Genomic DNA, 24,277 nt, shown 5'->3' with positions numbered 1-24,277 from the left:
ATGGCCTTGGCGGTGGAGAGGGTGTCCCCCGCCTTCAAGGGGTAAAAAAGCCTTCCCTCCCCCTCGCTTAAGGCCAGGAGCAGGAGGCCCCGGTGGGTCACGGACTTGTCCCCGGGAACCCTCAAGACGCCCCGCAGGGGACCCTCCGCTTTCAGGTCCAGGAAAGACCGGTCCATGCCCTAGAGTGTACTAAGCACTCCCCGGTTAGGGAGCGCGCGGGGCGCTTACGCCCGGGCCCGCGCCACCGCCTCCCGGAAGGCACGGATGGCCTCCTCCACCTCCTCCTCCGTGGTAAAGCGGCCCAGGGAGAAGCGCAAAGAGGCCCGGGCCTCCTTGGGGGTGCGGCCCATGGCCAGAAGGACGTGGGAGGGCTCGAGGCTCCCCGCGCTGCAGGCCGACCCCGAGGAGACCGCCACCCCCAGGAAGTCCATGGCCAGGAGGAGGGTCTCCCCGTCCGCCCCCTTCACCGTGACGTTGGTGATCTTGGGAAGCCGGCCCTCCTTGGGACCGTTCCGCTCCACCCCCTCCACGGAGAGGAGGCCGGTCTCGAGGCGGTCCCTCAGGGCCAAAAGCCTTTCCGACTCCTCGGGAAGGAGCCTAAGGGCCTTCTCCAGGGCCACCGCCATCCCGTGGGCCAAGATGGGGCTTGGGGTTCCCCCCCGCCTGCCCCCCTCCTGCTTCCCAGGGATAAGGGGGTAAAGGCCAACCCCCCGGCGCACCAGAAGCCCCCCGATGCCCTTGGGACCGTAGAACTTGTGGGCGCTAAAGGAGAGGAGGTCGGCCCCAAGCTCCGCAAAGCGCACGGGCACCTGGCCCACGGCCTGCACCGCATCGGTGTGGAAAAGGGCCCCGTGGCGGTGGGCCACCTCGGCGAAGGCCCGCACGGGGTAAAGGGCCCCAGTCTCGTTGTTGGCCAGCATGACGCTCACCAGGAAGGTGTCGGGGCGCAAGGCCTCCTCCAGCGCTTCGGGGTGAACCAGCCCCTGGCGGTCGGGCTTCAGGCGGGTCACGGCAAAGCCCAAGCGCTCCAAAAGGCTTAGGGCCCCCAGAACGGCGGCGTGCTCCACCTCCGTGCTCACCACGTGCCCCCGCCCCCGGGCGAGGGCCACCCCGAGGAGGGCCAGGGCATCCGCCTCCGAGCCCGAGGCGGTGAAGACCACCTCCCGGGGGGAGGCCCCAAGGAGGTGGGCGATCCGTTCCCGGGCCTCCTCCAAGACCTTCCGCGCCCCCTGGCCAAAGCGGTGCACGCTGGAGGGGTTGCCGAACACCCCCTCCACCGCCCGCATGGCCTCGGCCACCTCCGGATCCAGGGGGGTGGTGGCGGCGTAGTCCAGGTAGATCCCCTTCGCCTTGCGCTCCACTAGGACGCCTCCAGCTGGATGAGCCTCCTCTGCTCCAGAAGCCTCCTCTCCTCTATGAGGTCCTTGAGGGTGGTCCCCCCCAGGACCCCCCGCATGGCCAGGTCCACCCGCTTCCAAAGGAGCTCCGTGGAGCACTGGCCCACCTTGGCGCAGCTTTCCGGGTCCTCAATGCAGGACACGGGGGCCAGGCTCCCCTCCAGGGCCTCCACCACCTCCAGGGCGGTGACCCGCTCGGGGGGGCGGGCCAGGCGGTACCCCCCTTTGGCCCCGCGCACGGAGCGGATGAAGCCCGCGCGGCGGAGCTGAGCGGCGATCTGCTCCAGGTAGTGGAGGCTGATGCCCTGGGCCTCGGCCACCTCCTTGAGGGGCACCGCCTGGGGGGCGCGGAGGCCGATCTCCACCAGGGCCCGCAGGCCGTACTGGGCCTTTGTGGACACCCACATGCCCCCAGTATACGCCTATTTCCCGCCCGGGAATGCGGGTTTAAGGAGGGCCAGGGCGAAGAGGAGGGTCTGGACCAGGACCACGCTGGCCCCGCTGGGTAGGTCCAGGAGGAGAGCGAGGAGGAGGCCAAGCAGGGTGGAGAGGAGGGCGAACCCCAAGGAAAGGAGGGTCATGCCCGAAAAGGTGCGGGCCAGGAGCCTACCCGCGGCCCCAGGGATGACGAGGAAGGCCGCCACCAGGATGGCCCCCACCAGCTTCACCGCCAGGACCAGGCCCAGGGCCACCAGGGCGGAGAGGAGGTAGTCGTGCAGGACCACAGGGAGCCGGTCCGCCAAGGCCAGCTCCCGGTCTAAGGTGGCGTAGGCCCAGGCTCCCCAAAGGGGGAGGGCGAGGAGGAGGAAAATGAGGAGCACCCCTAGGGCGAGAAGATCATTGGGCCCCACGAAGAGGAGGGAGCCAAAGAGGTAGCCCATGGCATCCCCCACGTACCCCCGGGCCCGGGAGAGGAAGATAGCCCCCAAGGCCACGGAAAGGGCGAAGAAGACCCCAATGGCCGTGTCCTCGGAAAGGGGGGTTCTCTCCTTCACCCAGGTGATGAGGAGGGCCACCAGGAGGGTGAAGGGAAGGGCCAGATAAAGGGGCTCCTCCCTCAGGAAAAGCCCCAGGGCCACCCCGGCAAAGGCCGCGTGGGCCAGGCCATCCCCCAGGAAGGAAAGCCGCCTTTGCACCACGAAGGGGCTCAGGAACCCGGCAAAGAGGGCCACCCCAAGCCCCGCCAAAAGGGCCCGCTGGAAGAAGGGGTAGGCCAGGGCCTCAAGCATCCTTCCTCCCCGCGTAGACCCCATGGGAGTGGCCCAGGTGGCCGAAGGCCCGGCGCAGGCAGGCCTCGGAAAGGGCCCGTTCCGGGGGTCCGAAGCCGACGATCCTCCGGTTCAGCACCAACACGTGGCTGGCGTGGTGGGCCGCGTCCAGGTCGTGGGTGATCATGAGCACCGTGGCCCCGGTCTCCGCCTGATAGGCCTCGAGGTAGCGGTAAAGGTCCACCTCCCCTACCCGGTCCACCCCCGTGGCGGGCTCGTCCAGGAAGAGAAGCCGGGGCCTGCGCACCAGGGCCCGGGCCAGGTAGACCCGCTGGAGCTCTCCCCCCGAAAGCCGCCCCAGGGGTCTTTCCGCCAAGGCCTCCGCCCCCACCCGCTTTAGGGCCTCCAGGGCCAGGGCGCGCCCCTCCCTCGCCAGGCGGAAGGGCCAGGTGGGCCTTAGCCCCGTGGCCACGAGCTCCAGGCTTAGGGCGGGGAAGGTGCGGTCAAAGGCCTTGATCTGGGGCACGTAGCCTAAGGCCTTGGGGTCCACCGCCTTAAGGGGCTTCCCCAAAAGCCCCACCTCCCCCTGGAAGGGGACCAGGCCCAGAAGGGCCTTAAGGAGGGTGCTCTTCCCAGCCCCGTTGGGCCCTATGATGGCCACGAAGGCCCCCTCGGGGACCTCGAGGTCCACCCCCTCCAGGGCCAGGAAGTCCCCGAAGCGAACGGAAAGGCCTTTGGCCTCCACGGCCCGCACGCCTTGGATGATAATAAGTTTTCAATATCCCGTCAAGGCCTCACATGAAGCGCTTGCGCCTCTTGTAGGCCTTCACCTCCTTGAAGCTCTTCCGCCCCCCGCCCTTGGCCACCCCCAGGTAAAACTCCTGCACGTCCGGGTTCTCCAAAAGGTCCTCCCGGCTCCCCTCCAGGACGATGCGCCCCGTCTCCATGATGTAGCCGTAGTGGGCCACGGAAAGGGCCATGCGGGCGTTCTGCTCCACCACCAAGACGGTAACCCCCTCCTCCGCGTTCACCCGGGCCACGATGTCAAAGATCTCCCGCACCAAAAGGGGGGCAAGGCCCAAGGAAGGCTCGTCCAGGAGGAGGAGCCTGGGCTTGGTGAGGAGGGCGCGGCCAATGGCGATCATCTGCTGCTCCCCTCCAGAGCAGTAGCCCGCAAGCCGGTGGCGGAGCTCAAAGAGGCGGGGGAAGTAGTGGTAGATGCGCTCCAGCTCCTCCCCGGCCCGCCCCCCCTGCACCAGGGTGCCCACCCGGAGGTTCTCCTCCACGGTGAGGTGCTTGAAGACGCGCCGCCCCTCCAGGACCTGGACGATGCCCAAACGGACGATCTCCTCCGGGGGGCGGTTTTGGATGGGCCTGCCCCCATAGAGGATCTCCCCCCGGATCACCTCCCCGTCCTCGGGGAGGAGGAGGCCGGAGATGGCCCTTAGGGTGGTGGTCTTCCCCGCGCCGTTGGGGCCTAAGAGGGCGGTGATCCGCCCCTCGGGCACCTTCAGGGAAACCCCCCTTAGGACCTGGATGATGTCGTGGTACACCACCTCTATGTTGTTGACCAAAAGGAGGATGGGGCCTAGGTCTTCGGGTCGGACCGGGGTCATGGCTGGGGGAAGGGGGGTGGGGTCTTCCCCACCCCCCAGGTCTAGGGGCTACTTGCCGTAGTGGACCTTGCGGAAGAGGGCCGAGGTGAAGGGCTCGGTCACGGGGACGAAACGGCCCCCCTTGGCCTCGAGGATCCGGAGGCCCTCCGCGCCGGTGTGCTCGCTCTTGGTGAAGTCAATCTCTATCCCCTGCTTGGTGGAGACAGCGAAGCCGGGCCTAAAGGCATTGGGACCGTTCATGCCCACGATGGCCTGGTAGACGGTCTCGTTGGTAATGCGCTTGAACCGTTCCTGAGCCCGGCGCATGGCCTCCACCGCGATGGCTGCGGCCAGCATCCCGTTGGTGTAGTTGGTGCTGCGCACGATGGCCTCCGGACGGCCGTACTTCTTGCCCAACTCCTTCTGGAGCCGGATCCCCGGGGCGTCCTCCTCGTACATGTAGAAGCTGGTGGCCCAAAGGAAGCCCTCCGCCGCCTCCCCCGCCAGGTTGATGAGGTCGGGGCCGCCGGTGTAGTGGGCCCCTAGCTGCTGGATCTTCTTGTCCAAACCCAGGCGCTTGGCGTCTTTTAGGATGTTGGCCACGGGCCCGGCTACGTTCTGGTGGACGATGTACTCCACCCCCTGGGCCTCGAGGCGCTTGAGGAGAGCGGTGTTGTCCAGGTTCCCGCCCCCCACCTCCTGCACGTCCACGATCTGGAGGCCGAGCTGCTGAGCCGCCTTGCGGGCGTCCGCCACGGGCGCCCGGCCGAAGGGGGAGGGGTTGACCACCAGGGCCACCTTGGCCCCCTTCTTCTGCTTGGCGATGTACTCCAGAAGGGCCACCACCTGCTCGGAGTAAGTGGAGGTGGGGATGAAGAAGTAGTCGTTGTTGGGGGGGTCAACCAGCTCCACGTGCATGGAGGCGGGAATGGTGGGGATCTTCAGCTCCTGGATAAGGGGCTTGAGCTGGAGGTTGGCCCCCGTGGCGTAGGAGAGGAAGAGGGGGATCTTGAACCGGTCCACCGCCTCCTCAAAGAAGCGCTGGGTGTTGGCGTTGTTGTACTGGTCATCCCGCACCACGCAGTTCAGGACCACCCCGGGAATCAGCTTCCGTTCGTTGGCGTACTTGCAGTAGTCCTCCACCGCCGCCCCGTAGGGCGCCCCCGCATCCGAGGTGGGCCCGGTGATGGCCCCCGACCAGAACAAGGTCACCTGCTGCTGGCCCAAAGCCAGCCCCGCCGCCGCCAAAACGCCTAACCACCGCTTCTGCATACGCATCCCTCCCTAGTACCTAAACGGCCAGGTGCGAAGGTAGCTTCGCACCAAACGCCACCAGTTGTAAAGCCCCCGGGGCTCAAACATCAGGAAGAGCAGGATCACGAGCCCAAAGATCAAAGGACGAAGCGCGCTGGCCACGTCCACCCCGGCCACACTGAACCCGAGGGCCTTGATGGTCTGAGACAAGGCCTCCATGTTCACATCCAAAAGCTCCAGGAAAAGGGGGCCAAGGAAGCTCCCCACCAGGGTGCCAAGCCCCCCCACGATGGCCATGGCCAGGAGCTTGATGGAAACCGCAAAGGTGTAGTCCTCTATCACCACCGCCCGGGAAAGGTAGGCGTAAAGCACCCCTGCCACCCCCCCGTAGAAGGCCCCCAGGGCGAAGGCGAAGAGCTTGGTGCGGCCGGGGTCCATGCCCATGGCATCCGCCGCCCGGGAAAGGTAGGCGTAAAGCACCCCTGCCACCCCCCCGTAGAAGGCCCCCAGGGCGAAGGCGAAGAGCTTGGTGCGGCCGGGGTCCATGCCCATGGCATCCGCGGCCCGGTCGTTGTCCCGCACCGCCACCAAGGCGCGGCCGTACTTGGTGCGGAGGAGGTTGCGCCAAAAGAGGGCCAGGCCCACCAGAAGGGCCAGGCTCACGTAGTACCAAAAGTGGTAGTGGTTGCGAAAGCCCACCTCATAGCCCAAGAAGGCCACCCGGGGCATCTCCATGGCCCCCCCTTGCTTCAGGAGGGGCAGGTGGCCCACGCTCCACTCAAAGACCACCTGGAAGGCCAAGGTGGCCAGGGCCAGGTAAAGGTGCTTCACCCTTAGGCTCGGGATGCCCACCAGGTAGCCGAAGAAAGCCGCCACCAGGCCCCCTATGGGGAGGACGAGCCAAAAGGGGAGGCCCAAGGGGGCGAGGAGGGCCGCGGTGTAGGCCCCCACCCCCATGAAGGCCGCCTGGCCGATGTTGATGAGGCCGGCGTAGCCCGTGGTGATGTTAAGCCCCAGCACCGCGATGGCATAGACCAGGATGAGGTCCAGGATGAAGACCTGGGTTCGGGGAAGAAGCTGGGGGAGAACCAAAAGAGCCCCCAGGAAGAGGAGGAGGGAAAGGAGCTCCCGGTGGGTGGCGAAGAGGGAGGCGTCCTCCTCGTAGCGGGTCTTGTAGTTGCCGGTCTGGGCCCAAGAGTTCTTCATACGCGCTCAATCTCCTCCGTGCCAAAAAGGCCATGGGGCCTAAACCATAGGAACAAGAGCAAGGCCAAAAAGGGAAAGACGTCCCGCGTCCCCCCGCCGGGAACGTAGGCGTCCAGGTAGCCCGCGGCCAGGTTTTCCAAAACCCCGATGAGGATCCCCGCCACCACCGCCCCCGGGATGGAGTCCAGCCCTCCCAGGATGACCACCGGGAAGACCTTGAGGCCGATATGGACCAGCCCGTCCAGGTTGAGGCCGGAGATGGTGCCCACCACAAGCCCCGCGGCGGCGGCCGTAAGCCCCGCGGCGGCCCAAGCCAGGGCGAAAACCCGTTCCACAGAAACCCCGAGGCTCATGGCGGCCATCTGATCGTCGGCCACGCTGCGCATGGCGACGCCTAGGGTGGAACGCTGGAAAAACCAGGTGAAAAGGAGGAGGAAGGCCAGGGTAAAGGCCACGGCCAGGAGCTGGGCGTAGGAGATCTGAACCCCCAGGAAGGCCACACCCCCAGCCGGCAGGAAAGGGGGGTAGCTGAAGTTGCCCGCGCCAAAGGGGGTAAGGTGGATGAGGCCGTCCAAGAAGGAGGCCAGGCCGATGGTGGCCATGATCACCGCGATGATGGGCTGGCCCACCATGCGCTTAAGAAAGAGCCGCTCCACCCCAAAGCCCAAAAGGGCGGTGAAGGCCAGGGCCAAGGCCGCGGAAACCAGAAAGGGAAGCCCCAAGGAAACCATGGCAAAGTAGGTGGTGAACGCCCCTATGGCGATGAACTGCCCCTGGGCGAAGTTCACCACCCGGCTGGCCTTGTAGATGAGCACGAACCCCAAGGCGGCCAGGGCGTAGATCAGGCCCAGAACCACCCCGGAAAAGAGCACCTGCAGGAAGAAGCTCACGCCGGCACCTCCTCCCTAAGGGTCAGGATGGGCACCCGCGCCTTCAGGCGCTGGACGGTTCCGTCCTGGTAGCGGAACTCCGTCTCCACCTCCGCCTCCTCCACCCCGGAGTACAGGGCCTCCACCAGGGCCCCGTACTTCCTGGCGATGAGGCCCCGCCGCACCTTGCCCGTACGGGTGAGCTCCTCATCGTCCGCGTCCAAAAGCTTGGGCAGGAGGAGGAAGCGGCGCACCTTTAGGGCCTCGGGCAGGTCCCGGTTCACCCCCTCCACCTCCTTCCGGATGAGCTCGGCCACCTCGGGCTTGGTGGAGAGGTCCAGGTAGGTGGTGTAGGCCAGGCCCCGGTCCTCTGCCCACTTGCCCACGGTCTGGGGGTCTACGTTGAGGAAGGCGGCCAGGTAGGGCTTCCGGTCCCCGAAGACCACCGCCTCCTTGATGTAGGGGCTGAACTTGAGCTTGTTCTCCACAAACTGGGGGCTGAAGATCTCCCCACTTTGGGTGCGCATCACGTCGGAGAGGCGGTCTATAACCACCAGGTGGCCGTCTTCCGTGAGGTAGCCCGCGTCCCCCGTGTGGAGCCAGCCGTCCCGGAAGGTTTCCGCCGTGGCCTCGGGCCGCTCCCAGTACCCCGCACAGACCGCGTCCGAGCGGCAGAGGATCTCCCCCTCCTCGCTGATCCGCACCTCGGTGCCGGGGATGGGCTTGCCCACGGTATCGTAGCGGATGTCCCCATCCCGGTGAACGAAGGCGATGCCGATGATCTCCGTCTGGCCGTAGATCTGCTTGAGGTTCACCCCGATGGCGTGGAAGAAGCGGAAGGTGTCGGGGCCCAAGGCGGCGCCCCCGGTGTAGGCCCGCCTGAGGCGCAAGAACCCGAGCTGGTCCCTGAGGGGCTTGAAAAGGAGCTGGTCGGCAAGCCAGTAGGCCAGGCGCAGGGCAGGGGGCATGGGCCTCCCTCGCATGCGGTAGTCCGCCGCCCGGTAGCCCACCCTAAGGAGCCTCTCGTAGACAAAGCGGTTGAAGCGGGGGCTTTCGGAGATGCGCACGAAGATGTTGCTCTGGATGCCTTCCCAGACCCTGGGGGGGCTGAACATCACGTGGGGGCCGATCTCCTTCAGGTCCTGCATGGCCGTCTCCACCTCCTCGGGGAAGTTCACCGCGAACCCCCCCGTGAGGGCCATGGCCACGGACATCATCTGCTCCCCGATCCAGGCGAGGGGGAGGAAGGAGAGATAGTCGTCCGTGGGCTCCAAGGGGTCCACCTCCTGCAGGGCCACGCCCATGTGGACCATGTTCCGGTGGCGGAGCATGGCCGCCTTGGGCCGGCCCGTGGTGCCGGAGGTGGAGGAGAGGTGGCAGACCTCCTCGGGGCTGGCGGAGAGGAGGAACTTCTCCACCGCCTCGGGGTTCTTCTTCCGGTGCTCCCGGCCCCGCTCCAGGACCTCCTCAAAGGAAAGGAGCCAGGGGTCCCGGTAGCTTCCCATGCCCTTTTCGTCCTCGTAGATCACGTGGCGCACATGGGGGATCTCGTTTCGGATCTCGTAGAGCTTGTCCACCTGCTCCTGGTCCTCCGCGAGGACCACTCTGGCCCCGGTGTAGGTGAGCATGTAGGCGATCTCGGGAGGAAGGCTGCTCTGGTACACCCCCACGCTGATGCCCCTTACGGTCTGGGCCCCAAGCTCCGCGTAGAGCCACTCGGGGATGTTGTCCGCGATGATGGCCATCCGATCCCCCGGGTTGAACCCCAAAGAGAGGAGACCGTGGGCGAAGAGGAGGACCTTCTCGTAGTACTGGGCGTAGGTGATCTCGTTCCAAATGCCTAGGTCCTTTTCCCTTAAGGCCACCCGGTCCCCCTCCTCCAAGGCCCGTAGGCGGAGGAGCTGGGGGAGGGTGTAGCGCTTGAGCTCGTAGGAGGGCCGGATCACGCCTCCACCCCCAGGTAGGCCTCCTGGACTCGCGGGTTTTGGGCCACCACCTCCGGGGGGCCTTCCGCGATGACCTGGCCGAAGTCCAGAACGTAGACCCGGTCGGAGATGTCCATAACCACCCCCAGGTCGTGCTCGATGAGGACCACGGTGGTGCCCCGGGCCCGGATCTCCAGGATGAAGCGGACCATGTCCTCCTTCTCCTCCAGGGTCATCCCCGCCATGGGCTCGTCCAGGAGGAGGAGCTTGGGGGAAAGGGCCAGGGCCCGAGCCACCTCCACCCGCTTCCTCACCCCATAGGGGAGGTTGCCCACGGGGGCCTTGCGGTAGGCCTCGAGCTCCATGAAGTCTATGACCTCCTCCACCGCCCGGCGGTTTTCCACCTCCGCCTTTAGGGCCCAGCCGTAAAAGAGGCCCGCCTGGAGGAGGCCGTAGCGCAGGTGGGTGTGGCGGGCCAGCATGAGGTTCTCCAAAACGGTGAGGCCCGAGAAAAGCTCAATGTTCTGGAAGGCGCGGGCAACCCCCTTGCGGGTCACCTCGTGGGGGGTGGCCCGGGTGAGGTCGTGCCCCTCAAAGAGGATGCGTCCTCGCTGGGGGTGGTAGAAGCCGGAGATGCAGTTCAAAAGGCTCGTCTTCCCCGCCCCGTTGGGCCCGATGACCGAGACCAGCTCCCCTCGGTCCACCTCCAGGGAAACCCTGCTTAGGGCCGCCAAGCCCCCGAAGGTAAGGGTGATGTTCTCCACCTCTAGCTGGGCCACACCTGCCTCCCTAACGACCGTTTGCCGGGAAGTATAGCAGGGGCCACAAAAGGATGTCAATCCTATGCACTTCGGCAAAAAAACGTTACACTGAATCCACCCGAGGGGTTGGGCCTGGCCAGGCCCTTATGGTACACTCGTCAGGGTATCGGGGGCTAGGCCCCAAGGGAGGGAGATGGATGAAAAGGACCTGGCAACCCAACCGCAGGAAACGGGCCAAGACCCACGGCTTCCGGGCCAGGATGCGCACCCCGGGCGGGCGCAAAGTGCTGAAGCGCAGGCGGCAGAAGGGCCGCTGGCGGCTCACACCCAGGGTGCACCGCTAAGGAGCCTTAAGGGGGATAACGCCTTCCGACGCCTCCGCCAGGGGCGGACCGGGCGGGGGCGGTACGTAATTGTCCGCTGGCTACCCGCCCCGGAGCTCCGGGTGGGCATCGTGGTGTCCAAGAAGGTGGGCAAGGCGGTGGTGCGGAACCGGGTGAAGCGGCGCCTAAGGGAGATCCTCCGCCGCCTCCACCTGCCCCGGGCCCACCTTCTCCTGGTGGCCACCCCCGAGGCCCGGGAGGCGGGCTTCGCCGAGCTCTTCCAGGACCTCACACGGGTCCTGAAGAAAAGCGGGCTGGTACAATAGGCCCCGTGCGTGGGTTTCTCCTCCTCCTGGTCAAGGTCTACCGGCGTTTCCTCTCCCCCCTAAAGCCCAAAACCTGCCGCTTCCACCCTACCTGCTCCGCCTACGCCCTGGAGGCCATTGAACGGCACGGGGCGTTTTGGGGTAGCTACCTGGCGGTGCGGCGGATCCTGCGCTGCCACCCCCTAAACCCCGGCGGCCTGGACCCCGTGCCCCTCGTCTTCCCCCCCAAGAGGGCCGAGGAGGTGGGGCGGTGAAGCGGCTTTTCGCCCTCTTCATCCTTTTGGGGATGGCCCTGGGCCTCGAGGCCCGCTTTAAGGAAGCGGACGTGAACGGGGACGGGCAGGCCGAGAAAGTGGCCGAAACCAACGTCATGGACCTGGCCTTCACCCCCAGCGGGGCCGTCCTGGGCTGGTACGTGAAGACCTACAAGGGTACCCTCTTCTCCGACTACACCCGGGCCCCCAACCTGGCCCAAGGGGGGCCGGTGGTGGCGCCCCTTGGGTTCCAGGCCCAAGAGGCGGAGTTCGTGGAGGAAAACGGCCGCCTCCTGGCCCGCTTTAGGGGAGCGGAAGGCACCCTCACCTACACCATTCAGAAGGGCCGGTACACGGTGGAGGTCCAGGCCGACTTCCCCCTTACCCTCACCCTAAGCGCCGCCGGGGCCCCCAAGGCCCTTCTCCAAGGGGCCCAAACCCCCACCCCCAGTGGGGAAGGGGAGATGGTCTACCTGGCCTTCCAGACCCGGCCCAAGGCGGGCTACGCCCTGGTGGCCTGGGAGGGGTTTCCGGCCAAGCTTCTGGGCCAGAAGGCGGAGGTGCGCCTGGCCCCCGGACAGGTCCTTAGGGTCTATGGGGGCCAGAACGAGCTGGTGCGCTTCCACGTGGAGGGCCTCCTGGGCCTTTCCGGCCTCTTCCAGCCCAACCTCTGGGGCCAACTTTCCCTGGGCCTCCTCTACGTGATGGAGTGGACCTTCCGCCACACGGGAAGCTGGGCGCTGGCCATTTTGGCGCTCACCCTCCTGGTGCGCCTCCTCCTTTGGCCCCTCATGCACCAACAATTTAAGAGCATGGCGGAGATGCAACGCCTCCAGCCCCTCATCCAGAAGATCAACGAGAAGTACAAGGACGACCCCGAAAAGCGGGCGGAGGCCACCATGAAGCTCTACCAGGAGCACAAGGTGAACCCCGCGGCCGGGTGCCTGCCCCTTTTCATCCAGATGCCCATCCTCTTCATCCTTTGGAAGGTCATCGCCAACTACGAGTTTGGGCAAGGCTTCCTCTGGATCCCCGACCTGGCCCTCCCCGACCCCTTCTACGTCCTCCCTGCCCTCTATGTGGCCAGCACCTTCCTCTCCACCTGGCTCTCCGCCCACGGGAACAAGGACCTCATCCGGCAAAGCCTCTTCATGAACCTGATCTTCATCTTCCTGGTGCTCCAGTTCCCCTCCGGGGTAACCCTGTACTGGGTGCTCTCCAACCTCATTGGCTTGGTGCAGCAGTGGCTCATCAACCGGAGCCTGGCCCCCGTGAAGGCGTAAACTAAAGGGGCATGAACGAGCGCAAGAAGGACATTGACGAGCTCCTTTCCGACCTCGGGGTCCTAGAGGAAGGACCCATCGGGGTGGAGCTTAAGGAAACGGGAAAGGAGGCCAGGCCCAAGGGCCCCAAGGAGGTGCTGGAGGAGTTCATGGTGGGCCTCCTCCTCCGCCTGGACCCCGCCCACTACGTGGAGGTGCGCCAGGAGGAGAACCTTTTCAAGGTGGAGGTCAAAGGCGGGGACTTGGGCCGGTTCATCGGTAAGGAGGGGAAAACCCTAAAGGCCGCGGAGTACCTGGCAGGGGTGGTGCTGGCCAAGGCCTTCGGGGGGGCCTATCGGGTGCAGCTGGACGCGGCAGGCTACCGCAGGCGCCGGGAGGAGAAGATCCGCCGGCTGGCGGAGGAGGCGGCGGAAACGGTGATAAGGACGGGCCGGCCCCTTCCCCTTCCCCCCATGCGCCCCTCGGAAAGGCGGCTGGTGCACATGCTCCTCAAGGAGCACCCCCAGGTGACCACGGAAAGCCAGGGGGAGGGGGAGGAGCGGCACGTGGTGGTTTACCCCCGTGGTGGGGCTCCTGGGACTTCTCCGGAGGAGGCTTAGAGAAGCGGGCCTCCCCGAGGCCGAGGCCCTGGACCTCCTGGCCTTGGCCCTGGGAAAGGGCCGCCTAGAGGCGCTCCTCACCCGAGAGGTGCCCAAAGAGGCCGAGGAAAAGGCCCTGGCCCTCTTGGAAAAGCGCCTTCGGGGTTACCCCCTCCAGTACCTCCTGGGGGAGGTGGAGTTCTTCGGCCTCCCCCTCAAAGTGGAGGAAGGGGTCCTCATCCCCCGGCCGGAGACGGAGGGGCTGGTGGAGCTGGCCCTCGCCCTTCCCCTGCCTCAAAAGCCCCGCATCCTGGATGTGGGCACGGGCAGCGGGGCCATCGCCCTGGCCCTCAAGGCCCACCTCCCAGAGGCGGAGGTCCACGCCACGGAGATAGACCCCAGGGCCTTGGCCCTGGCCCGGGAGAACGCCCAGAGGTTGGGCCTTAAGGTGCACTTCCACCCCGCCCCCCTCACGGGGGGGCTGAAGGGCCTAGACCTGGTGGTGAGCAACCCCCCGTACCTGCCGGCGGGCTACCGGGGGGAAGCCCCCCCGGAACTGGCCTACGAGAACCCCCTGGCCCTCTACGCCGGGGAAGAGGGGCTTTCCGTGGCCCGGCCCCTGGCGGAGGAGGCGTGGGGGGCGCTGAAGCCTGGGGGGTATCTCCTCCTGGAGCTCGCCCCGGAAAACGCCCCCCTCCTGGAAGAGGAGCTTAGGGCGGGGAGCTGGGAAGAGGTGGCGGTCTTAAGGGACCTGGCGGGTCGGGACCGGTACCTCCGGGCTCGGCGGCCCCCCTAGGAGGCGGAAGGCGAGAAGGGGGGGCTCCGTGGTCAAGGCCTCGGCCTCGGCCACCACCCCTACCCGGACCACCCCCCGTCGTCCCCGGAGGAGGCCCAAGCCCTGGGCCAGGGCCTCGGGGGTGGGGAAGGCGGCGTACTCAGGGGGGAAGCCGGCCTCGAGGAGCCGGGCCCGGGCCTCCTTCCCCAAGGCCTCCAGAACCTCCCGGGCCTGGGCCTCGCCCGCGAGGCGGAAGGTGGCGCTGGCCAAAACCTCCCCTTGAGAAAAGGCCCTGCGCAGGGGGTAAAAGCGGCCCTCCACCTGGAGGAGGCCCTCCCGGTAGCCTGCCCCCTCTAGGAAGACCACCCCTGGGCCCGGAAGCGCGAGGGGTAGGAGCTCGGCCCCCTTAAAGCCCAAGGCCCTGGCCCGCCGGTCCGCCTCCTTTAGGAGCACCTCCCGCCCCTCCCCCCCCTTCAGCACCACCACCCCCAGGTCCAGCCCCCGGGCCAGGCGGGCCAGGCTAGCGGAAAGCTGCCCCTTCTGCCCCTCCAGCACCTGGGCCTGGGCCAGGAGATCCCGCAGCCGCCCCTCTGCCTGGCGAAGCTCGTCCCGGCTTTGGGCCAACGCCCGGCGAAGGGCCGCCACCTCCTCCTCCAAACGGGCCTTCTCCCGTTGGGCTTGGGCAAGAAGCCCCCTTAGCTCCCCAAGATCCCCCTCCAGCCGGGCCTTAGCCCGTAGGAGGGCCTCCCGCTCAGCCTCGAGGGCTCGGGCTTCCTTTTGCAGCTTCTCCAGCCTCCCTTCCAGCGCCCTGGCCTTTGCCTCCTTGGCAGAAAGCTCCGATCCGAGGGAAGCGAGCTTCGCCTCCAAGGCCTTTCCCTCCGCCTTCAGGCGGTCCCGCTCCGCCCTTAGAGCCTGCGCCTCAGCCTTAAGCCCCTCCGCTTCTTTCATCAGGGCGCGCCTTAAGGCCTCCCCCCGCTCCAGGGCCAGGAGGAGCTCCCGCCGCTCCCCCCTAAGGGCGTTGAGCTCGGCCAGGGCCCGCGCCGCCTCCGCCTCCATGGCCCTCTGCCCCTCCTTCAGGACCCGGACCTCCTCCTTCAGGCGGTCCCGCTCCTGGCGGGTGGCCTCGGCCTCGAGGATGGTCTCCCGGGCCTCCTTGAAGGCGAGGAGGAAGCCCAGGTAGGAGAGGAGGGCGATGCCCACCCCGGTGAGGACCGCCACCAGGGTGGCCGTCTGCCTGGGCCTCAGGTGGAAAAGGCGCAGGTGGCGCTTCCCCGCCCACTTGGCCACCCGGTCCCCCAGGTAGGCCACCAGGGCGGACAGGAAGAGGATGAGGAAGAGGAGCGCCCAGAAGGTCATCTAAAGCTCGTAGTCCTCCCCCAGGTAGTGCCGCCTTACCCCCTGGTCCCGGGCGAAGGTCTCCGGGTCCCCGTGGAAGAGGATGGTCCCGTCGTACATCACGTAGACCCGGTCGGTAATGGCCAGGGTTTCCCGCACCGCGTGGTCGGTGATGAAGACCCCCACCCCCCGCCTTTCCCGAAGCTCGGCGATGACCTTTTGGATCTCCCGCACGTTCTTGGGGTCCACCCCTGTGAAGGGCTCATCCAGAAGGATGAAGTCGGGATCGGTGGTCAGAGCCCGGGCGATCTCCAGCCTCCGCCTCTCCCCTCCCGAGAGGCTATAGGCGTAGCGATCCTTTAGGTGGTAAATGGCAAGCTCCTCCAGGAGGGCCTTGGCCTTCTCCAGCCGCTCCCCTTTGGAAAGGGGTTGGAACTCCAGGATGGCCAGGAGGTTTTCCAGGGCGGTCATGCGGCGAAAGGCGCTGGGCTCCTGGGGGAGGTACCCCAGGCCCAGCCGCGCCCTCTTGTACATGGGAAGCCCCCCCACCTCCTTCCCCTTTAGGAAGATGCGCCCCGCGGTGGGCCGGATGAAGCCCACCACCATGTAGAAGGTGGTGGTCTTCCCCGCCCCGTTGGGCCCGAAGAGGGCCACGATCTCCCCCCGCCTCAAGGAGAGGTCCACCCCCTTCACCACCTCCTTGGGACCGTAACGCTTTTTCAGGCCTTCCGCCCTAAGCTCCCCGTCCATTACCCCTTAGCCTAAAGCCCGGCCTTTAGCCCCGGATGAGATAATGGGCGAGGTATGGTGGTCACCCGCATCGCCCCAAGCCCCACCGGCGACCCCCACGTGGGCACGGCCTACATCGCCCTCTTCAACTACGTCTGGGCCAAGAAGAACGGGGGACGCTTCCTCGTGCGCATAGAGGACACGGACCGGACCCGCTACGTGCCGGGAGCGGAGGAGCGGATCCTGGCTGCCCTCAAGTGGCTTGGCATCCCCTACGACGAGGGGCCGGACATCGGGGGGCCCCACGGGCCCTACCGCCAGTCCGAACGGCTTCCCCTCTACCGCGCCCACGCGGAGGAACTCCTAAGGTGGGGCTTTGCCTACCGGGCCTTTGAGACCCCGGAGGAGCTGGAAAGGATCCGCAAGGAAAAGGGGGGCTACGATGGCCGGGCCCGGAACATCCCCCCCGAGGAGGCGGAGGAACGGGCCAGGCGGGGTGAGCCCCACGTGATCCGGCTCAAGGTGCCCCGCCCAGGGGTCACGGAGGTGCGGGACGAGCTTAGGGGGGTGGTGGTCTACGACAACGCCGAGATCCCCGACGTGGTCCTGCTCAAGTCCGACGGCTACCCCACCTACCACCTGGCCAACGTGGTGGACGACCACCTCATGGGGGTCACGGACGTGATCCGGGCCGAGGAGTGGCTGGTCTCCACCCCCATCCACGTCCTCCTCTACCGGGCCTTCGGCTGGGAGGTGCCCAAGTTCTACCACATGCCCCTCCTGAGGAACCCGGACAAGACCAAGATCTCCAAGCGCAAAAGCCACACCTCCCTGGACTGGTACCGGGCAGAAGGGTTTTTGCCCGAGGCCCTGAGGAACTACCTGGCCCTCATGGGCTTTTCCATGCCCGATGGGCGGGAGATCTTCACCCTCGAGGAGATGGTGGCCGCCTTCAGCTGGGAGCGGGTCTCCCTGGGGGGGCCGGTGTTTGACCTGGAGAAGCTTCGCTGGATGAACGGAAAATACATCCGTGAGGTCCTCCCCCTGGAGGAGGTGGCGGAAAGGGTGAAGCCCTTCCTCCAGGCCCGGGGCTTCACCTGGCCAAGCGAGGCCTACCTCCTCCGGGCGGTGGCGCTCATGCGTCCCCGGTTTGACACCCTGAAGGAGCTTCCCGAAAAGGCCCCCTACCTCTTCACCGAGGGCTACCCCTTCTCGGAAGGGGCCCGGGCCAAGCTGGCGGAGGGGAGGGGCCTCCTTTTAGAACTCCTTCCCCGCCTACAGGCCCTGGAGGACTGGCGGGAGGAAACCCTGGAGGCCCTCCTCCGGGGCTTTGCCGGGGAGAAGGGGCTCAAGCTCGCCCAAGTGGCCCAGCCCCTCAGGGCCGCGGTCACGGGCTCCCTGGAAACCCCAGGGCTTTTTGAGCTTCTGGCCCTTTTGGGCCAGGCGCGGGTCCTGGCGCGGCTGGCGCGGGCCCTGGGCTTGTGAAGGCGTATACTAAGGGGATGAAGCGCCTCTTCGCTCTCCTACTCCTCCTCGGTCTGGCCTCGGCCCAAAGCGCCCTAAGCCTCCGCTTCGGCTACGGGGAGGCCCTGGGCCTCACCTTCGGGGCTGGGGCGGAAAACCGGCTGCGGGAGAACCTCTCGGGAAGGCTCCTCTTGGAGCTTGCCCCCGCAGCCCCTGGGCTTTTTGCCTCGGGTGAACTCCTCTTTAAGCCCGACCTGGGCCGCTACGACCCCACCCTCCAAGGCCTTCTCCCCTACCTGGGCGGGGGGCTTGGGGGGGTATTGGCCTTTGAGGGCCCCTCCACCCTGGGGGTGAGCCTCACCGGGGGCCTCGAGGCCCTCCTGGAGCCCACCACTGGCCTCTTCCTGGAAGGGAGCTACGTCTACGGCTTCGGGGACTGGCCCAAGACCTGGCGCCTGGCCTTCGGGGCCAACTTCCGCTAGGCCATGGGCTTCTTTGATCGGCTTAAGGCCGGGCTAGCCAAAACCCGGGAGAGGTTCCTCGGGGCCATCCCCTGGGGGGGAAACCCCGAGGAGGTCTTGGAGGAACTGGAAACCGCCCTCCTCGCGGCGGACGTGGGCCTTAAGGCCACGGAGGAACTCCTAAAGGCGCTTAGAGCCTCGGGGCGGAAGGACCTGAAGGAGGCGGTGAAGGAAAAACTTGTCCAGATGCTGGAGCCCGAGGAGCGGCGGGCCACCTTGAGGCGGCTTGGCTTTAGGCCCCAAGGCCCCAAGGCGGTGGAGCCCAAAGGGCACGTGGTCATGGTGGTGGGGGTGAACGGGGTGGGCAAGACCACCACCGTGGCCAAGCTCGGGCACTACTACCGGAACCTGGGGAAAAAGGTCCTCCTGGGCGCGGGGGACACCTTCCGGGCCGCGGGGAGCGCCCAGCTTGTGGAGTGGGCAGAGCGGCTTGGCCTCCCCGTGATCCAGGGCCAGGAAGGAGGGGACCCGGCCGCCCTCGCCTTTGATGCCGCCACCGCGAGGAAGGCCCGGGGCTTTGACCTCCTCCTCCTGGACACCGCGGGCCGCCTGCACACCAAGGGGGGCCTCATGGAGGAGCTCAAGAAGGTGAAAAGGGCCATTGGCAAGGCGGACCCCGGGGAACCGGGGGAGGTCTGGCTGGTGCTGGACGCGGTCACGGGCCAAAACGGCCTCGAGCAGGCCAGGCGCTTCCACGAGGCCGTGGGGCTTACGGGGGTCATCGTCACCAAGCTGGACGGGACGGCCAAGGGCGGGATCCTGGTCCAGGTGGTGGAGGCCCTGAAGGTGCCCGTGCGCTTCGTGGGCGTGGGGGAGGGGCCGGAGGACCTCCAGCCCTTTGACCCCGAGGCCTTCGTGGAGGCTCTCTTGGAGGCCTAAGGAGTATGCTTTAAGGGATGAAGCGCGGACCCCTCCTCCTGGCCTTCGCTTGGGTGGTGGCCCTGGTGGCCACCTTGGGCAGCCTCTACTACTCCGAGGTGCGGCTTTTCCTCCCCTGCGAGCTCTGCTGGTACCAGCGCATCTTCATGTACCCCCAGGCCCTCCTCCTGGGGCTCGCCCTCTTCCGGAACGACCTCGGCCTCTGGCCTTATAGCCTTCTCCTCTCCCTGGTGGGGGGAAGCATCAGCCTGCTCCACCTGACCCAGCAGCGCTTCCCCGACCTCTTCACCCTGGCCTGCAAACCCCCGGTGCCCTGCACGGTGGAGTACATCCCCCAGTTCCCCATCCCCCTGCAGGCCCTGATCGCCTTCACCCTCATCGCCCTTAGCATGGCCCTCCTGGCGCGGGAGGCCCGGCGCTAAGCGCCCTTGCGCTGAAAACTCCCCTTGCAACCCGAGGAAAAAGCCCGCTGAACCCTTCTTTTGGGGCCCCTGCCGAAGCGAAAGCTTCGGCAGGGTACTTAAAACCCCAGCCCCTCGAGGACCACCTCCACCCGGAGGTCCAAAAGCGCCTCGGGCCCATGGGCCCCCTCCACCCGCTCCCCCAGGCGGGGGTCCAGGGGGATGAGGGCCAGGAGATGGTGGAAGGGCTGGAGAAGCTCTAGGGGAAGCCTCCCCCCGGCGTGGATGAGGAGGTCAGACCTTAGGGCCAGGGCCTGGGCCTCCTCCCGCCTCAGGACCACGTACCCTCGGACCCCCTTAGGAAGCCGGGCTAGGAAGGCGTCCCCTTCGGCAAAACTCTCCGCCGCCACGGAGACCTGGCCCAAGGGACGAAGCGCAGGGGCCAGGTGGGGACGTAAGGGGCCAAGCCAAAGGGCCCGGGCCCCGGGGTAGTTTCGGCTTAGGAAGCGCTCCAGGGCCAGGCCCTCCGTGTGCTGGCCCAAGACCCCCCCCGCGTAGGGCAGAAGGAGGTCCACCCGGCCCGCCCGCTCCGCCTCCGCCTCGAGGCGCACCCCTTCCGGGGGGGGGAGGGCCTCCTCCAGGGCCAGGCCTGCGAAGTCCAGAAGGCGCAGGCAGGAAAGGGCCTGGAAGGGGTCTTGGAGCTCCAGGGGGTAGGGGAAGAGGGGGAGCCGGGCCGCGGCCACCCGGGCCTGGAGGCGGTGGAAGAAGGGGGAGGCCCCCTGGTAGACCACCAGAAAGGGCCGGGGCTTCCGGTAGGGCAGGGGGTTCATGCCGGGCGCAGATCCGCGTATTTGAGGGAGAGGCGCTTTAGCCCCACCCCTTCAAAGTGCACCGTGACCTCGTCGCCTTGGGCCGCCACCACCGTGCCGGGGCCGAAGCGGGGGTGGACCACCTTTTCCCCGCCCCGGAAAGCCCCCTGGACCCTGGGGGCAGGCTTGGGGGGGCGCTCGAGGCGGTAGGGGTCGTGGGGGAGGTAAAGCCCCTCGGGCACCTCCTCCAGAAAGCGGCTCATCCGCCTCAGCTCCCGCCTCCCATACACCTCCCGCTCCCGGGCGTAGGAGAGGTAAAGCCCCTCCTCCGCCCGGGTCACCCCCACGTAAAAGAGCCTGCGCTCCTCCTCTAGGCCCTCCAGGGTGCTCAAGGAGGACTGGTGGGGCAAAAGCCCCTCCTCCACCCCCACCAAAAAGACCACGGGGAACTCCAGCCCCTTGGCGTTGTGCAGGGTCATGAGGGCCACGCCCCGGCCCCCATCCTGGTCCGAGCGGGCGGTGAGGGCCACCCGGTCCAGGAAGTCCAGGAGGTCCTGGGCCTCCTTGGCGGCACGGAGGAGCTCCTCCACGTTCTCCAGGCGGTCCTCCGCGTCCTCGTAGGCCTCCTTGAGGTAGGCAGGGTAGTCCGTGGCGGAGAGGAGGTGGCGGAAGAAGGCCTCCGGGGGGCCAAAGGCCAGGTCCGAAAGCTCCTCCAAAAGGGCGAGGAAGGCCCTTAAGGGCTCGGGCTTGGGAAAGCGCTCGGCCCCCAGGCGGATGGCCCCGAGGAGGGGCACCCCCTCCGCCTGGGCCAGGGCCTCGAGGCGGGCCAGGGTGGCGGGCCCGATGCCTCTTGGGGGGGTGTTGAGGACGCGCCTCAGGCTCACCCCGTCCTCGGGGTTTAGGGCGAGGCGGGCGTAGGCCAGGAGGTCCTTCACCTCCGCCCGCTCAAAGAACCCCACCCCGCCCACCACCCGGAAAGGGAGGCCCTTCGCGGCCAGGGCCTGCTCCAGGAGGCGGCTTTGGGCGTTGGTGCGGTAGAGGACCGCGTAGCGCTCGTAAGGGGGGCCTAGGCGGGCGATCTCCTCCGCCACGAAGCGGGCCTCCTCCCGGGCGTCCGAAGCGGCGTAAAGCCGCACGGGCTCCCCCCCAGGCTTTATGGGCCGGAGGGTTTTTTCCAGCCGCAGGCGGTTCTTCTGGATGACCGCGTTGGCGAAGCGCAGGATGGCCTCCGTGGAGCGGTAGTTCTCCTCGAGGCGGTACACCTTGGCCCCGGGGAAATCCCGGGTGAAGTCCAGGATGTTGCGGATGTCCGCGGCTCGGAAGGAATAAATGCCCTGATCCGGGTCCCCCACGGCCATGAGGTTGGCCTCCTCTCCCGCCAGGAGCCGGGCAAAGCGGTACTGGACAGGGCTCGTGTCCTGGTACTCGTCCACGTGGATGAAGCGGGCCCGCTTGCGCACCTTGGCTAGGATCTCGGGGTTTTCCTCAAGTAGCCTCAGGGCGTAGAGGAGGATGTCCCCAAAGTCCAAGGCCCCTTGGACCCTTAGGGCCTCCTGGTACCGGTGGAGGACGTCCAGGACCTTCCCCTTGGGAAGGCCCAGGTAGTAGTCCGGGATCTCCAGGGCCTCCAGGGCCTCCCCGCGGTTCTTGGCCCGGTCCAGGAGGGTCTTCAGGGGGCCAGGCTTGGCGGAAACCCCAAGCTCCTTTAGGACCTCCTTGAGGAGGGCCTCCTGGTCCGCCTCATCGTAGACCACAAAGCCAGGCTTTAAGCCCATGGCCTCCCCGTAGGCCCGGAGGACGCGCAGGGCGGCGCTGTGGAAGGTGGCCACCCAAAGCTCCCCCGCCCCGGGAACCAGGGCCTTGAGGCGGGCCTTCATCTCCTCCGCAGCCTTATTGGTGAAGGTCACCGCCAGGATCTCCCCCGGGTACACCCCCCGGTGGGCCAATAGGTAGGCCACCCGGTGGACCACGGTGCGGGTCTTGCCGCTCCCCGCCCCCGCCACCACCAAGGCAGGGCCCCGGAAGTGGAGCACCGCCTCCCTTTGGGCGGGGTTCAGGGGCGCGAGGAGAGCATCAGGGGAAACGGCCACGGGGCCAAGTCTACCACGGGGGGTAGACTTTAGGCATGAAGGCCCTGGCGGAAGGCCTCTACCAGCTCCCCATCCCCATCCCCTACCCCTTAAAGACCGTGAACCTCTACCTGCTTAAGGGGAATGGGGAGGTGGCCCTCTTGGACACCGCCCTGGACACCCGCACGGCCCGGGGAAGCCTAGAGCTCTACCTGGCCGAGCTCGGCCTCTGCTTCGCCGACATCAAAACCGTCCTCCTCACCCACCACCACCCGGACCACTATGGCCTTGCGGGGTTTTTGGAGGGGCTTGGGGCCCGGGTCTATCTCCACCAGGAAGAGCTTTCCCGCGGCCACCTCTTCTGGCGGGCACCGGAGACCTTTGAGGAGGCCTCCTGGCGGCTTTTCCTAGAGCACGGCACCCCGGAAGAGGCGCTTTTGGGCATCCGGGAGGCCATGGAGAAGACCCGGGCCCGGGTCCACCCCCCCCAAAGCCCCATTCCCCTCCAAGACGGAGCGGTGCTGGAGGTGGCGGGGCGAAGGCTTAGGGCGGTCTGGACCCCGGGGCACGCGGACGGGCACGTGGCCTTTTTCCTAGAGGAAGAGGGGGTGCTTCTCGCAGGGGATGCTCTTCTGGAACGGGTTTCCCCCAACGTGGGCCTGTGGGCCTACACCCGGGAGAACCCCCTAAAGGACTTCCTGGCCTCCTTGGACCGCCTGGCGGGGTTAGGGGCCAGGGTGGCCTACGCGGGGCACTTCGGCCCCATTCTGAACGTTAAAAGGCGCGTCCAGGAGCTAAAAGGCCACCACGAGGAGAGGCTAGAGGCCCTCCTGGACCTTCTGGAAGCCCCCATGGACGCTTGGAGCCTATCCCTAAGGCTTTTCCCCCAGGAGCTGGACGCAGCCGGGCGGCGCTTCGCCTTCGCCGAGACCCTGGCCCACCTGGAGTACCTCCGGGCGGAAGGGCTTTTGGGGCGGGAAGGACCCCCCTACCGCTACTTCCGGGCCTAAACGCCCTTGCCAGGCGGAAGGGGGTGGGGGTAGACTTTGACCCGGTTCAAGGAGGTGGCATGCACCCCTGGTACGCCCACTACGATCAAGGGGTCCCCAAGGAGGCCCCAAAGCCCTGGCTATTGCCCGAGCGCCTACGGGAAAACGCTGCCCGCTACCCCAAAAAGGTGGCCCTGGAGTTTTTAGGCCGAAGTCTCACCTACGAGGCCCTGTGGCGGGAGGTGGAGGCCTTCGCCAAGGGGCTTCAGGAGGCGGGGCTTCCCAGGGGGGCGCGGGTGGCCCTGATGCTGCCCAACTCCCCCCAGTTCGTCATCGCCTTCTACGGCACCCTTCTTGGGGGGTATGTGGCGGTGAACACCAACCCCATGTACACCCCCCGGGAGCTTAGGCACCAGCTTCTGGACTCGAGGGCCGAGGCCTTGGTCATCCTGGACCAGCTCCTCCCCCGCTACCAGGAAATCGCCCTCGAGGCCCCCCTCAAGCTTCTGGTGCGCACCGGCATCCAGGACTACCTGCCCTTCCCCAAAAACCTCCTCTACCCCCTCCTGCAAAAGCGCAAGGGGGCCTGGCCCAAGACCCTCATGGGCGTGCCCTGGCGGGCCTTCCTCCGCCCTGGGCACCCAAGCCCCGTGGCCCTGGAGCTGGACGACCTGGCCCTTCTCCAGTACACCGGGGGGACCACGGGGGTGGCCAAGGGGGCCATGCTCACCCACCGGAACCTCTCCAGCAACGCCCTACAGGTGCGGGCCTGGATCCCCGACTTCCGGGAGGGAGAGGAGGTGGTCCTGGGGGCCATCCCCTTCTTCCACGTCTACGGCATGACCGTGGCCATGAACCTGGCCCTTCTGGGCGCGGCCAAGCTGGTCCTCCTCCCTCGCCCCGAGATCGGCCCCATCGTGGAGGCCATTGAAAAACACAAGGTCACCCACTTCCCCGGCGTGCCCACCCTTTATGTGGCCTTCAACAACTTCCCTGGGATCGAGAAGCGGAACCTGAGAAGCGTGCGGGCCTGCATCTCGGGCTCCGCCCCCCTGCCCTTGGAGGTGGCCGAGCGCTTTGAACGGCTCACCGGGGCCAAGCTGGTGGAGGGCTATGGCCTCACGGAGGCCAGCCCCGTGACCCACTGCAACCCCCTCCACGGGACAAGGAAGCTTGGAAGCGTGGGCCTACCCTTCCCCGGCGTGGAGGCCAAGGTAGTGGACGAGGAGGGGAAGGAGGTCCCGGTGGGCGAGGTGGGCGAGCTCATCGTCAAAGGCCCCAACATCATGAAAGGCTACTGGAACCGGGAAGAAGAAACCCAACGCGC

Annotated in this window: 26 protein-coding genes and 1 pseudogene; 12 read left to right on the top strand and 15 right to left on the bottom strand. The window is 67.1% G+C overall.

Going from position 1 to position 24,277, the window contains the following annotated elements; translation table 11 throughout:
• The 11 genes and pseudogenes from WKI94_RS06745 to WKI94_RS06695 all read right to left on the bottom strand — a co-directional run.
• Nucleotides 1-176: pseudogene (locus WKI94_RS06745) on the bottom strand (3-phosphoshikimate 1-carboxyvinyltransferase); the annotation flags it as partial.
• A 48-nt stretch (nucleotides 177-224) separates the two neighbouring features.
• A complete protein-coding gene (locus WKI94_RS06740; RefSeq protein WP_337845002.1) occupies nucleotides 225-1,361 on the bottom strand; it encodes a cysteine desulfurase family protein in 1,137 nt (378 codons plus the stop codon).
• Nucleotides 1,361-1,804: an RrF2 family transcriptional regulator gene (locus WKI94_RS06735; RefSeq protein WP_337845001.1), complete on the bottom strand. Its 444-nt coding sequence runs from the start codon at nucleotides 1,802-1,804 to the stop codon at nucleotides 1,361-1,363. Before WKI94_RS06735 ends, WKI94_RS06740 begins: the two co-directional genes overlap by 1 nt.
• Before the next feature lie 15 nt (nucleotides 1,805-1,819).
• The gene (locus WKI94_RS06730; protein WP_337845000.1) at nucleotides 1,820-2,626 is read right to left on the bottom strand and encodes a metal ABC transporter permease; all 807 of its coding nucleotides are present in this window, start codon (nucleotides 2,624-2,626) and stop codon (nucleotides 1,820-1,822) included.
• Entirely contained in the window at nucleotides 2,619-3,359 is a 741-nt protein-coding gene (locus WKI94_RS06725; RefSeq protein WP_337844999.1) for an ABC transporter ATP-binding protein, read from the bottom strand. Before WKI94_RS06725 ends, WKI94_RS06730 begins: the two co-directional genes overlap by 8 nt.
• A 40-nt stretch (nucleotides 3,360-3,399) precedes the next feature.
• The gene (locus WKI94_RS06720) at nucleotides 3,400-4,221 is read right to left on the bottom strand and encodes an ABC transporter ATP-binding protein (protein WP_337844998.1); all 822 of its coding nucleotides are present in this window, start codon (nucleotides 4,219-4,221) and stop codon (nucleotides 3,400-3,402) included.
• A 48-nt stretch (nucleotides 4,222-4,269) separates the two neighbouring features.
• Nucleotides 4,270-5,472, bottom strand: a complete 1,203-nt coding sequence (locus tag WKI94_RS06715) for an ABC transporter substrate-binding protein (protein ID WP_337844997.1) — start codon at nucleotides 5,470-5,472, stop codon at nucleotides 4,270-4,272.
• A 12-nt stretch (nucleotides 5,473-5,484) separates the two neighbouring features.
• A complete protein-coding gene (locus tag WKI94_RS06710; protein ID WP_337844996.1) occupies nucleotides 5,485-6,660 on the bottom strand; it encodes a branched-chain amino acid ABC transporter permease in 1,176 nt (391 codons plus the stop codon).
• Nucleotides 6,657-7,550, bottom strand: coding sequence for a branched-chain amino acid ABC transporter permease (locus WKI94_RS06705; protein WP_337844995.1), 894 nt, complete (start codon nucleotides 7,548-7,550; stop codon nucleotides 6,657-6,659). Before WKI94_RS06705 ends, WKI94_RS06710 begins: the two co-directional genes overlap by 4 nt.
• Nucleotides 7,547-9,475: a long-chain fatty acid--CoA ligase gene (locus WKI94_RS06700; RefSeq protein ID WP_337844994.1), complete on the bottom strand. Its 1,929-nt coding sequence runs from the start codon at nucleotides 9,473-9,475 to the stop codon at nucleotides 7,547-7,549. The genes WKI94_RS06705 and WKI94_RS06700 overlap by 4 nt, the downstream gene beginning before the upstream one ends.
• Entirely contained in the window at nucleotides 9,472-10,233 is a 762-nt protein-coding gene (locus tag WKI94_RS06695; RefSeq protein ID WP_337844993.1) for an ABC transporter ATP-binding protein, read from the bottom strand. The genes WKI94_RS06700 and WKI94_RS06695 overlap by 4 nt, the downstream gene beginning before the upstream one ends.
• 179 nt (nucleotides 10,234-10,412) lie before the next feature.
• Between WKI94_RS06695 and rpmH the strand changes: the two genes are divergently transcribed.
• The 6 genes from rpmH to prmC are packed head-to-tail and all read left to right on the top strand — an operon-like array spanning nucleotide 10,413 to nucleotide 13,775.
• On the top strand, nucleotides 10,413-10,559 hold the full coding sequence (gene rpmH, locus WKI94_RS06690; protein ID WP_016329972.1) for a 50S ribosomal protein L34: 147 nt from the start codon (nucleotides 10,413-10,415) through the stop codon (nucleotides 10,557-10,559).
• A complete protein-coding gene (gene rnpA / locus WKI94_RS06685) occupies nucleotides 10,529-10,864 on the top strand; it encodes a ribonuclease P protein component (RefSeq protein ID WP_337845003.1) in 336 nt (111 codons plus the stop codon). Before rpmH ends, rnpA begins: the two co-directional genes overlap by 31 nt.
• 5 nt (nucleotides 10,865-10,869) lie before the next feature.
• Complete coding sequence (gene yidD, locus WKI94_RS06680; protein WP_337844992.1) at nucleotides 10,870-11,118, top strand: membrane protein insertion efficiency factor YidD; 249 nt, start codon at nucleotides 10,870-10,872, stop codon at nucleotides 11,116-11,118.
• Nucleotides 11,115-12,401: a YidC/Oxa1 family membrane protein insertase gene (locus WKI94_RS06675; RefSeq protein ID WP_337844991.1), complete on the top strand. Its 1,287-nt coding sequence runs from the start codon at nucleotides 11,115-11,117 to the stop codon at nucleotides 12,399-12,401. Before yidD ends, WKI94_RS06675 begins: the two co-directional genes overlap by 4 nt.
• 11 nt (nucleotides 12,402-12,412) lie before the next feature.
• Nucleotides 12,413-13,000, top strand: coding sequence for a R3H domain-containing nucleic acid-binding protein (locus WKI94_RS06670; RefSeq protein WP_337844990.1), 588 nt, complete (start codon nucleotides 12,413-12,415; stop codon nucleotides 12,998-13,000).
• Entirely contained in the window at nucleotides 12,963-13,775 is an 813-nt protein-coding gene (prmC, locus tag WKI94_RS06665) for a peptide chain release factor N(5)-glutamine methyltransferase (RefSeq protein WP_337844989.1), read from the top strand. Before WKI94_RS06670 ends, prmC begins: the two co-directional genes overlap by 38 nt.
• Here prmC and WKI94_RS06660 read toward each other — a convergent pair.
• Both WKI94_RS06660 and lptB read right to left on the bottom strand, forming a co-directional pair.
• Nucleotides 13,722-15,110 (bottom strand): DUF3084 domain-containing protein, encoded by a 1,389-nt coding sequence (locus WKI94_RS06660; protein WP_337844988.1) that lies wholly within the window; start codon nucleotides 15,108-15,110, stop codon nucleotides 13,722-13,724. The genes prmC and WKI94_RS06660 overlap by 54 nt on opposite strands.
• Entirely contained in the window at nucleotides 15,111-15,839 is a 729-nt protein-coding gene (gene lptB, locus WKI94_RS06655; RefSeq protein WP_337844987.1) for an LPS export ABC transporter ATP-binding protein, read from the bottom strand. It abuts the gene before it with no gap.
• A 54-nt stretch (nucleotides 15,840-15,893) separates the two neighbouring features.
• Between lptB and gltX the strand changes: the two genes are divergently transcribed.
• The 4 genes from gltX to WKI94_RS06635 are packed head-to-tail and all read left to right on the top strand — an operon-like array spanning nucleotide 15,894 to nucleotide 19,104.
• Nucleotides 15,894-17,303, top strand: a complete 1,410-nt coding sequence (gltX, locus tag WKI94_RS06650; protein WP_337844986.1) for a glutamate--tRNA ligase — start codon at nucleotides 15,894-15,896, stop codon at nucleotides 17,301-17,303.
• Between the two features lie 17 nt (nucleotides 17,304-17,320).
• Nucleotides 17,321-17,764 carry a hypothetical protein gene (locus tag WKI94_RS06645; RefSeq protein ID WP_337844985.1) on the top strand — a complete coding sequence of 148 codons (444 nt, stop codon included), beginning with the start codon at nucleotides 17,321-17,323 and terminating at the stop codon, nucleotides 17,762-17,764.
• Between the two features lie 3 nt (nucleotides 17,765-17,767).
• A complete protein-coding gene (gene ftsY / locus WKI94_RS06640) occupies nucleotides 17,768-18,682 on the top strand; it encodes a signal recognition particle-docking protein FtsY (RefSeq protein WP_337844984.1) in 915 nt (304 codons plus the stop codon).
• A gap of 17 nt (nucleotides 18,683-18,699) precedes the next feature.
• Nucleotides 18,700-19,104, top strand: coding sequence for a disulfide oxidoreductase (locus WKI94_RS06635; RefSeq protein ID WP_337844983.1), 405 nt, complete (start codon nucleotides 18,700-18,702; stop codon nucleotides 19,102-19,104).
• A 98-nt stretch (nucleotides 19,105-19,202) separates the two neighbouring features.
• Here WKI94_RS06635 and WKI94_RS06630 read toward each other — a convergent pair whose 3' ends face one another.
• A complete protein-coding gene (locus WKI94_RS06630; protein WP_337844982.1) occupies nucleotides 19,203-19,913 on the bottom strand; it encodes a hypothetical protein in 711 nt (236 codons plus the stop codon).
• Nucleotides 19,910-21,982 (bottom strand): UvrD-helicase domain-containing protein, encoded by a 2,073-nt coding sequence (locus WKI94_RS06625; protein ID WP_337844981.1) that lies wholly within the window; start codon nucleotides 21,980-21,982, stop codon nucleotides 19,910-19,912. The genes WKI94_RS06630 and WKI94_RS06625 overlap by 4 nt, the downstream gene beginning before the upstream one ends.
• A 35-nt stretch (nucleotides 21,983-22,017) precedes the next feature.
• On the opposite strand from WKI94_RS06625, the gene WKI94_RS06620 reads away from it, so the two are divergent.
• Both WKI94_RS06620 and WKI94_RS06615 read left to right on the top strand, forming a co-directional pair.
• Nucleotides 22,018-22,971 carry an MBL fold metallo-hydrolase gene (locus tag WKI94_RS06620; RefSeq protein ID WP_337844980.1) on the top strand — a complete coding sequence of 318 codons (954 nt, stop codon included), beginning with the start codon at nucleotides 22,018-22,020 and terminating at the stop codon, nucleotides 22,969-22,971.
• A 59-nt stretch (nucleotides 22,972-23,030) separates the two neighbouring features.
• On the top strand, nucleotides 23,031-24,277 hold a 1,247-nt coding region (locus tag WKI94_RS06615; protein WP_337844979.1), incomplete at its 3' end, for an AMP-binding protein.

This window comes from Thermus sp. (assembly GCF_037444525.1).
In the GTDB taxonomy this organism is placed as follows: domain Bacteria; phylum Deinococcota; class Deinococci; order Deinococcales; family Thermaceae; genus Thermus.
Note: the sequence above shows the minus strand (reverse complement) of the source record. Positions and strands in the feature narration are given on the sequence as shown.

Bases quoted from the DNA above. Each gene is read 5' to 3' on its own strand.
- WKI94_RS06735 (WP_337845001.1), bottom strand. From the start codon at position 1,804: ATGTGGGTGTCCACAAAGGCCCAGTACGGCCTGCGGGCCCTGGTGGAG.
- WKI94_RS06730 (WP_337845000.1), bottom strand. From the start codon at position 2,626: ATGCTTGAGGCCCTGGCCTACCCCTTCTTCCAGCGGGCCCTTTTGGCG.
- WKI94_RS06720 (WP_337844998.1), bottom strand. From the start codon at position 4,221: ATGACCCCGGTCCGACCCGAAGACCTAGGCCCCATCCTCCTTTTGGTC.
- WKI94_RS06715 (WP_337844997.1), bottom strand. From the start codon at position 5,472: ATGCAGAAGCGGTGGTTAGGCGTTTTGGCGGCGGCGGGGCTGGCTTTG.
- WKI94_RS06710 (WP_337844996.1), bottom strand. From the start codon at position 6,660: ATGAAGAACTCTTGGGCCCAGACCGGCAACTACAAGACCCGCTACGAG.
- rpmH (WP_016329972.1), top strand. From the start codon at position 10,413: ATGAAAAGGACCTGGCAACCCAACCGCAGGAAACGGGCCAAGACCCAC.
- WKI94_RS06670 (WP_337844990.1), top strand. From the start codon at position 12,413: ATGAACGAGCGCAAGAAGGACATTGACGAGCTCCTTTCCGACCTCGGG.
- WKI94_RS06660 (WP_337844988.1), bottom strand. From the start codon at position 15,110: ATGACCTTCTGGGCGCTCCTCTTCCTCATCCTCTTCCTGTCCGCCCTG.
- lptB (WP_337844987.1), bottom strand. From the start codon at position 15,839: ATGGACGGGGAGCTTAGGGCGGAAGGCCTGAAAAAGCGTTACGGTCCC.
- gltX (WP_337844986.1), top strand. From the start codon at position 15,894: ATGGTGGTCACCCGCATCGCCCCAAGCCCCACCGGCGACCCCCACGTG.
- WKI94_RS06645 (WP_337844985.1), top strand. From the start codon at position 17,321: ATGAAGCGCCTCTTCGCTCTCCTACTCCTCCTCGGTCTGGCCTCGGCC.
- ftsY (WP_337844984.1), top strand. From the start codon at position 17,768: ATGGGCTTCTTTGATCGGCTTAAGGCCGGGCTAGCCAAAACCCGGGAG.
- WKI94_RS06635 (WP_337844983.1), top strand. From the start codon at position 18,700: ATGAAGCGCGGACCCCTCCTCCTGGCCTTCGCTTGGGTGGTGGCCCTG.
- WKI94_RS06630 (WP_337844982.1), bottom strand. From the start codon at position 19,913: ATGAACCCCCTGCCCTACCGGAAGCCCCGGCCCTTTCTGGTGGTCTAC.
- WKI94_RS06620 (WP_337844980.1), top strand. From the start codon at position 22,018: ATGAAGGCCCTGGCGGAAGGCCTCTACCAGCTCCCCATCCCCATCCCC.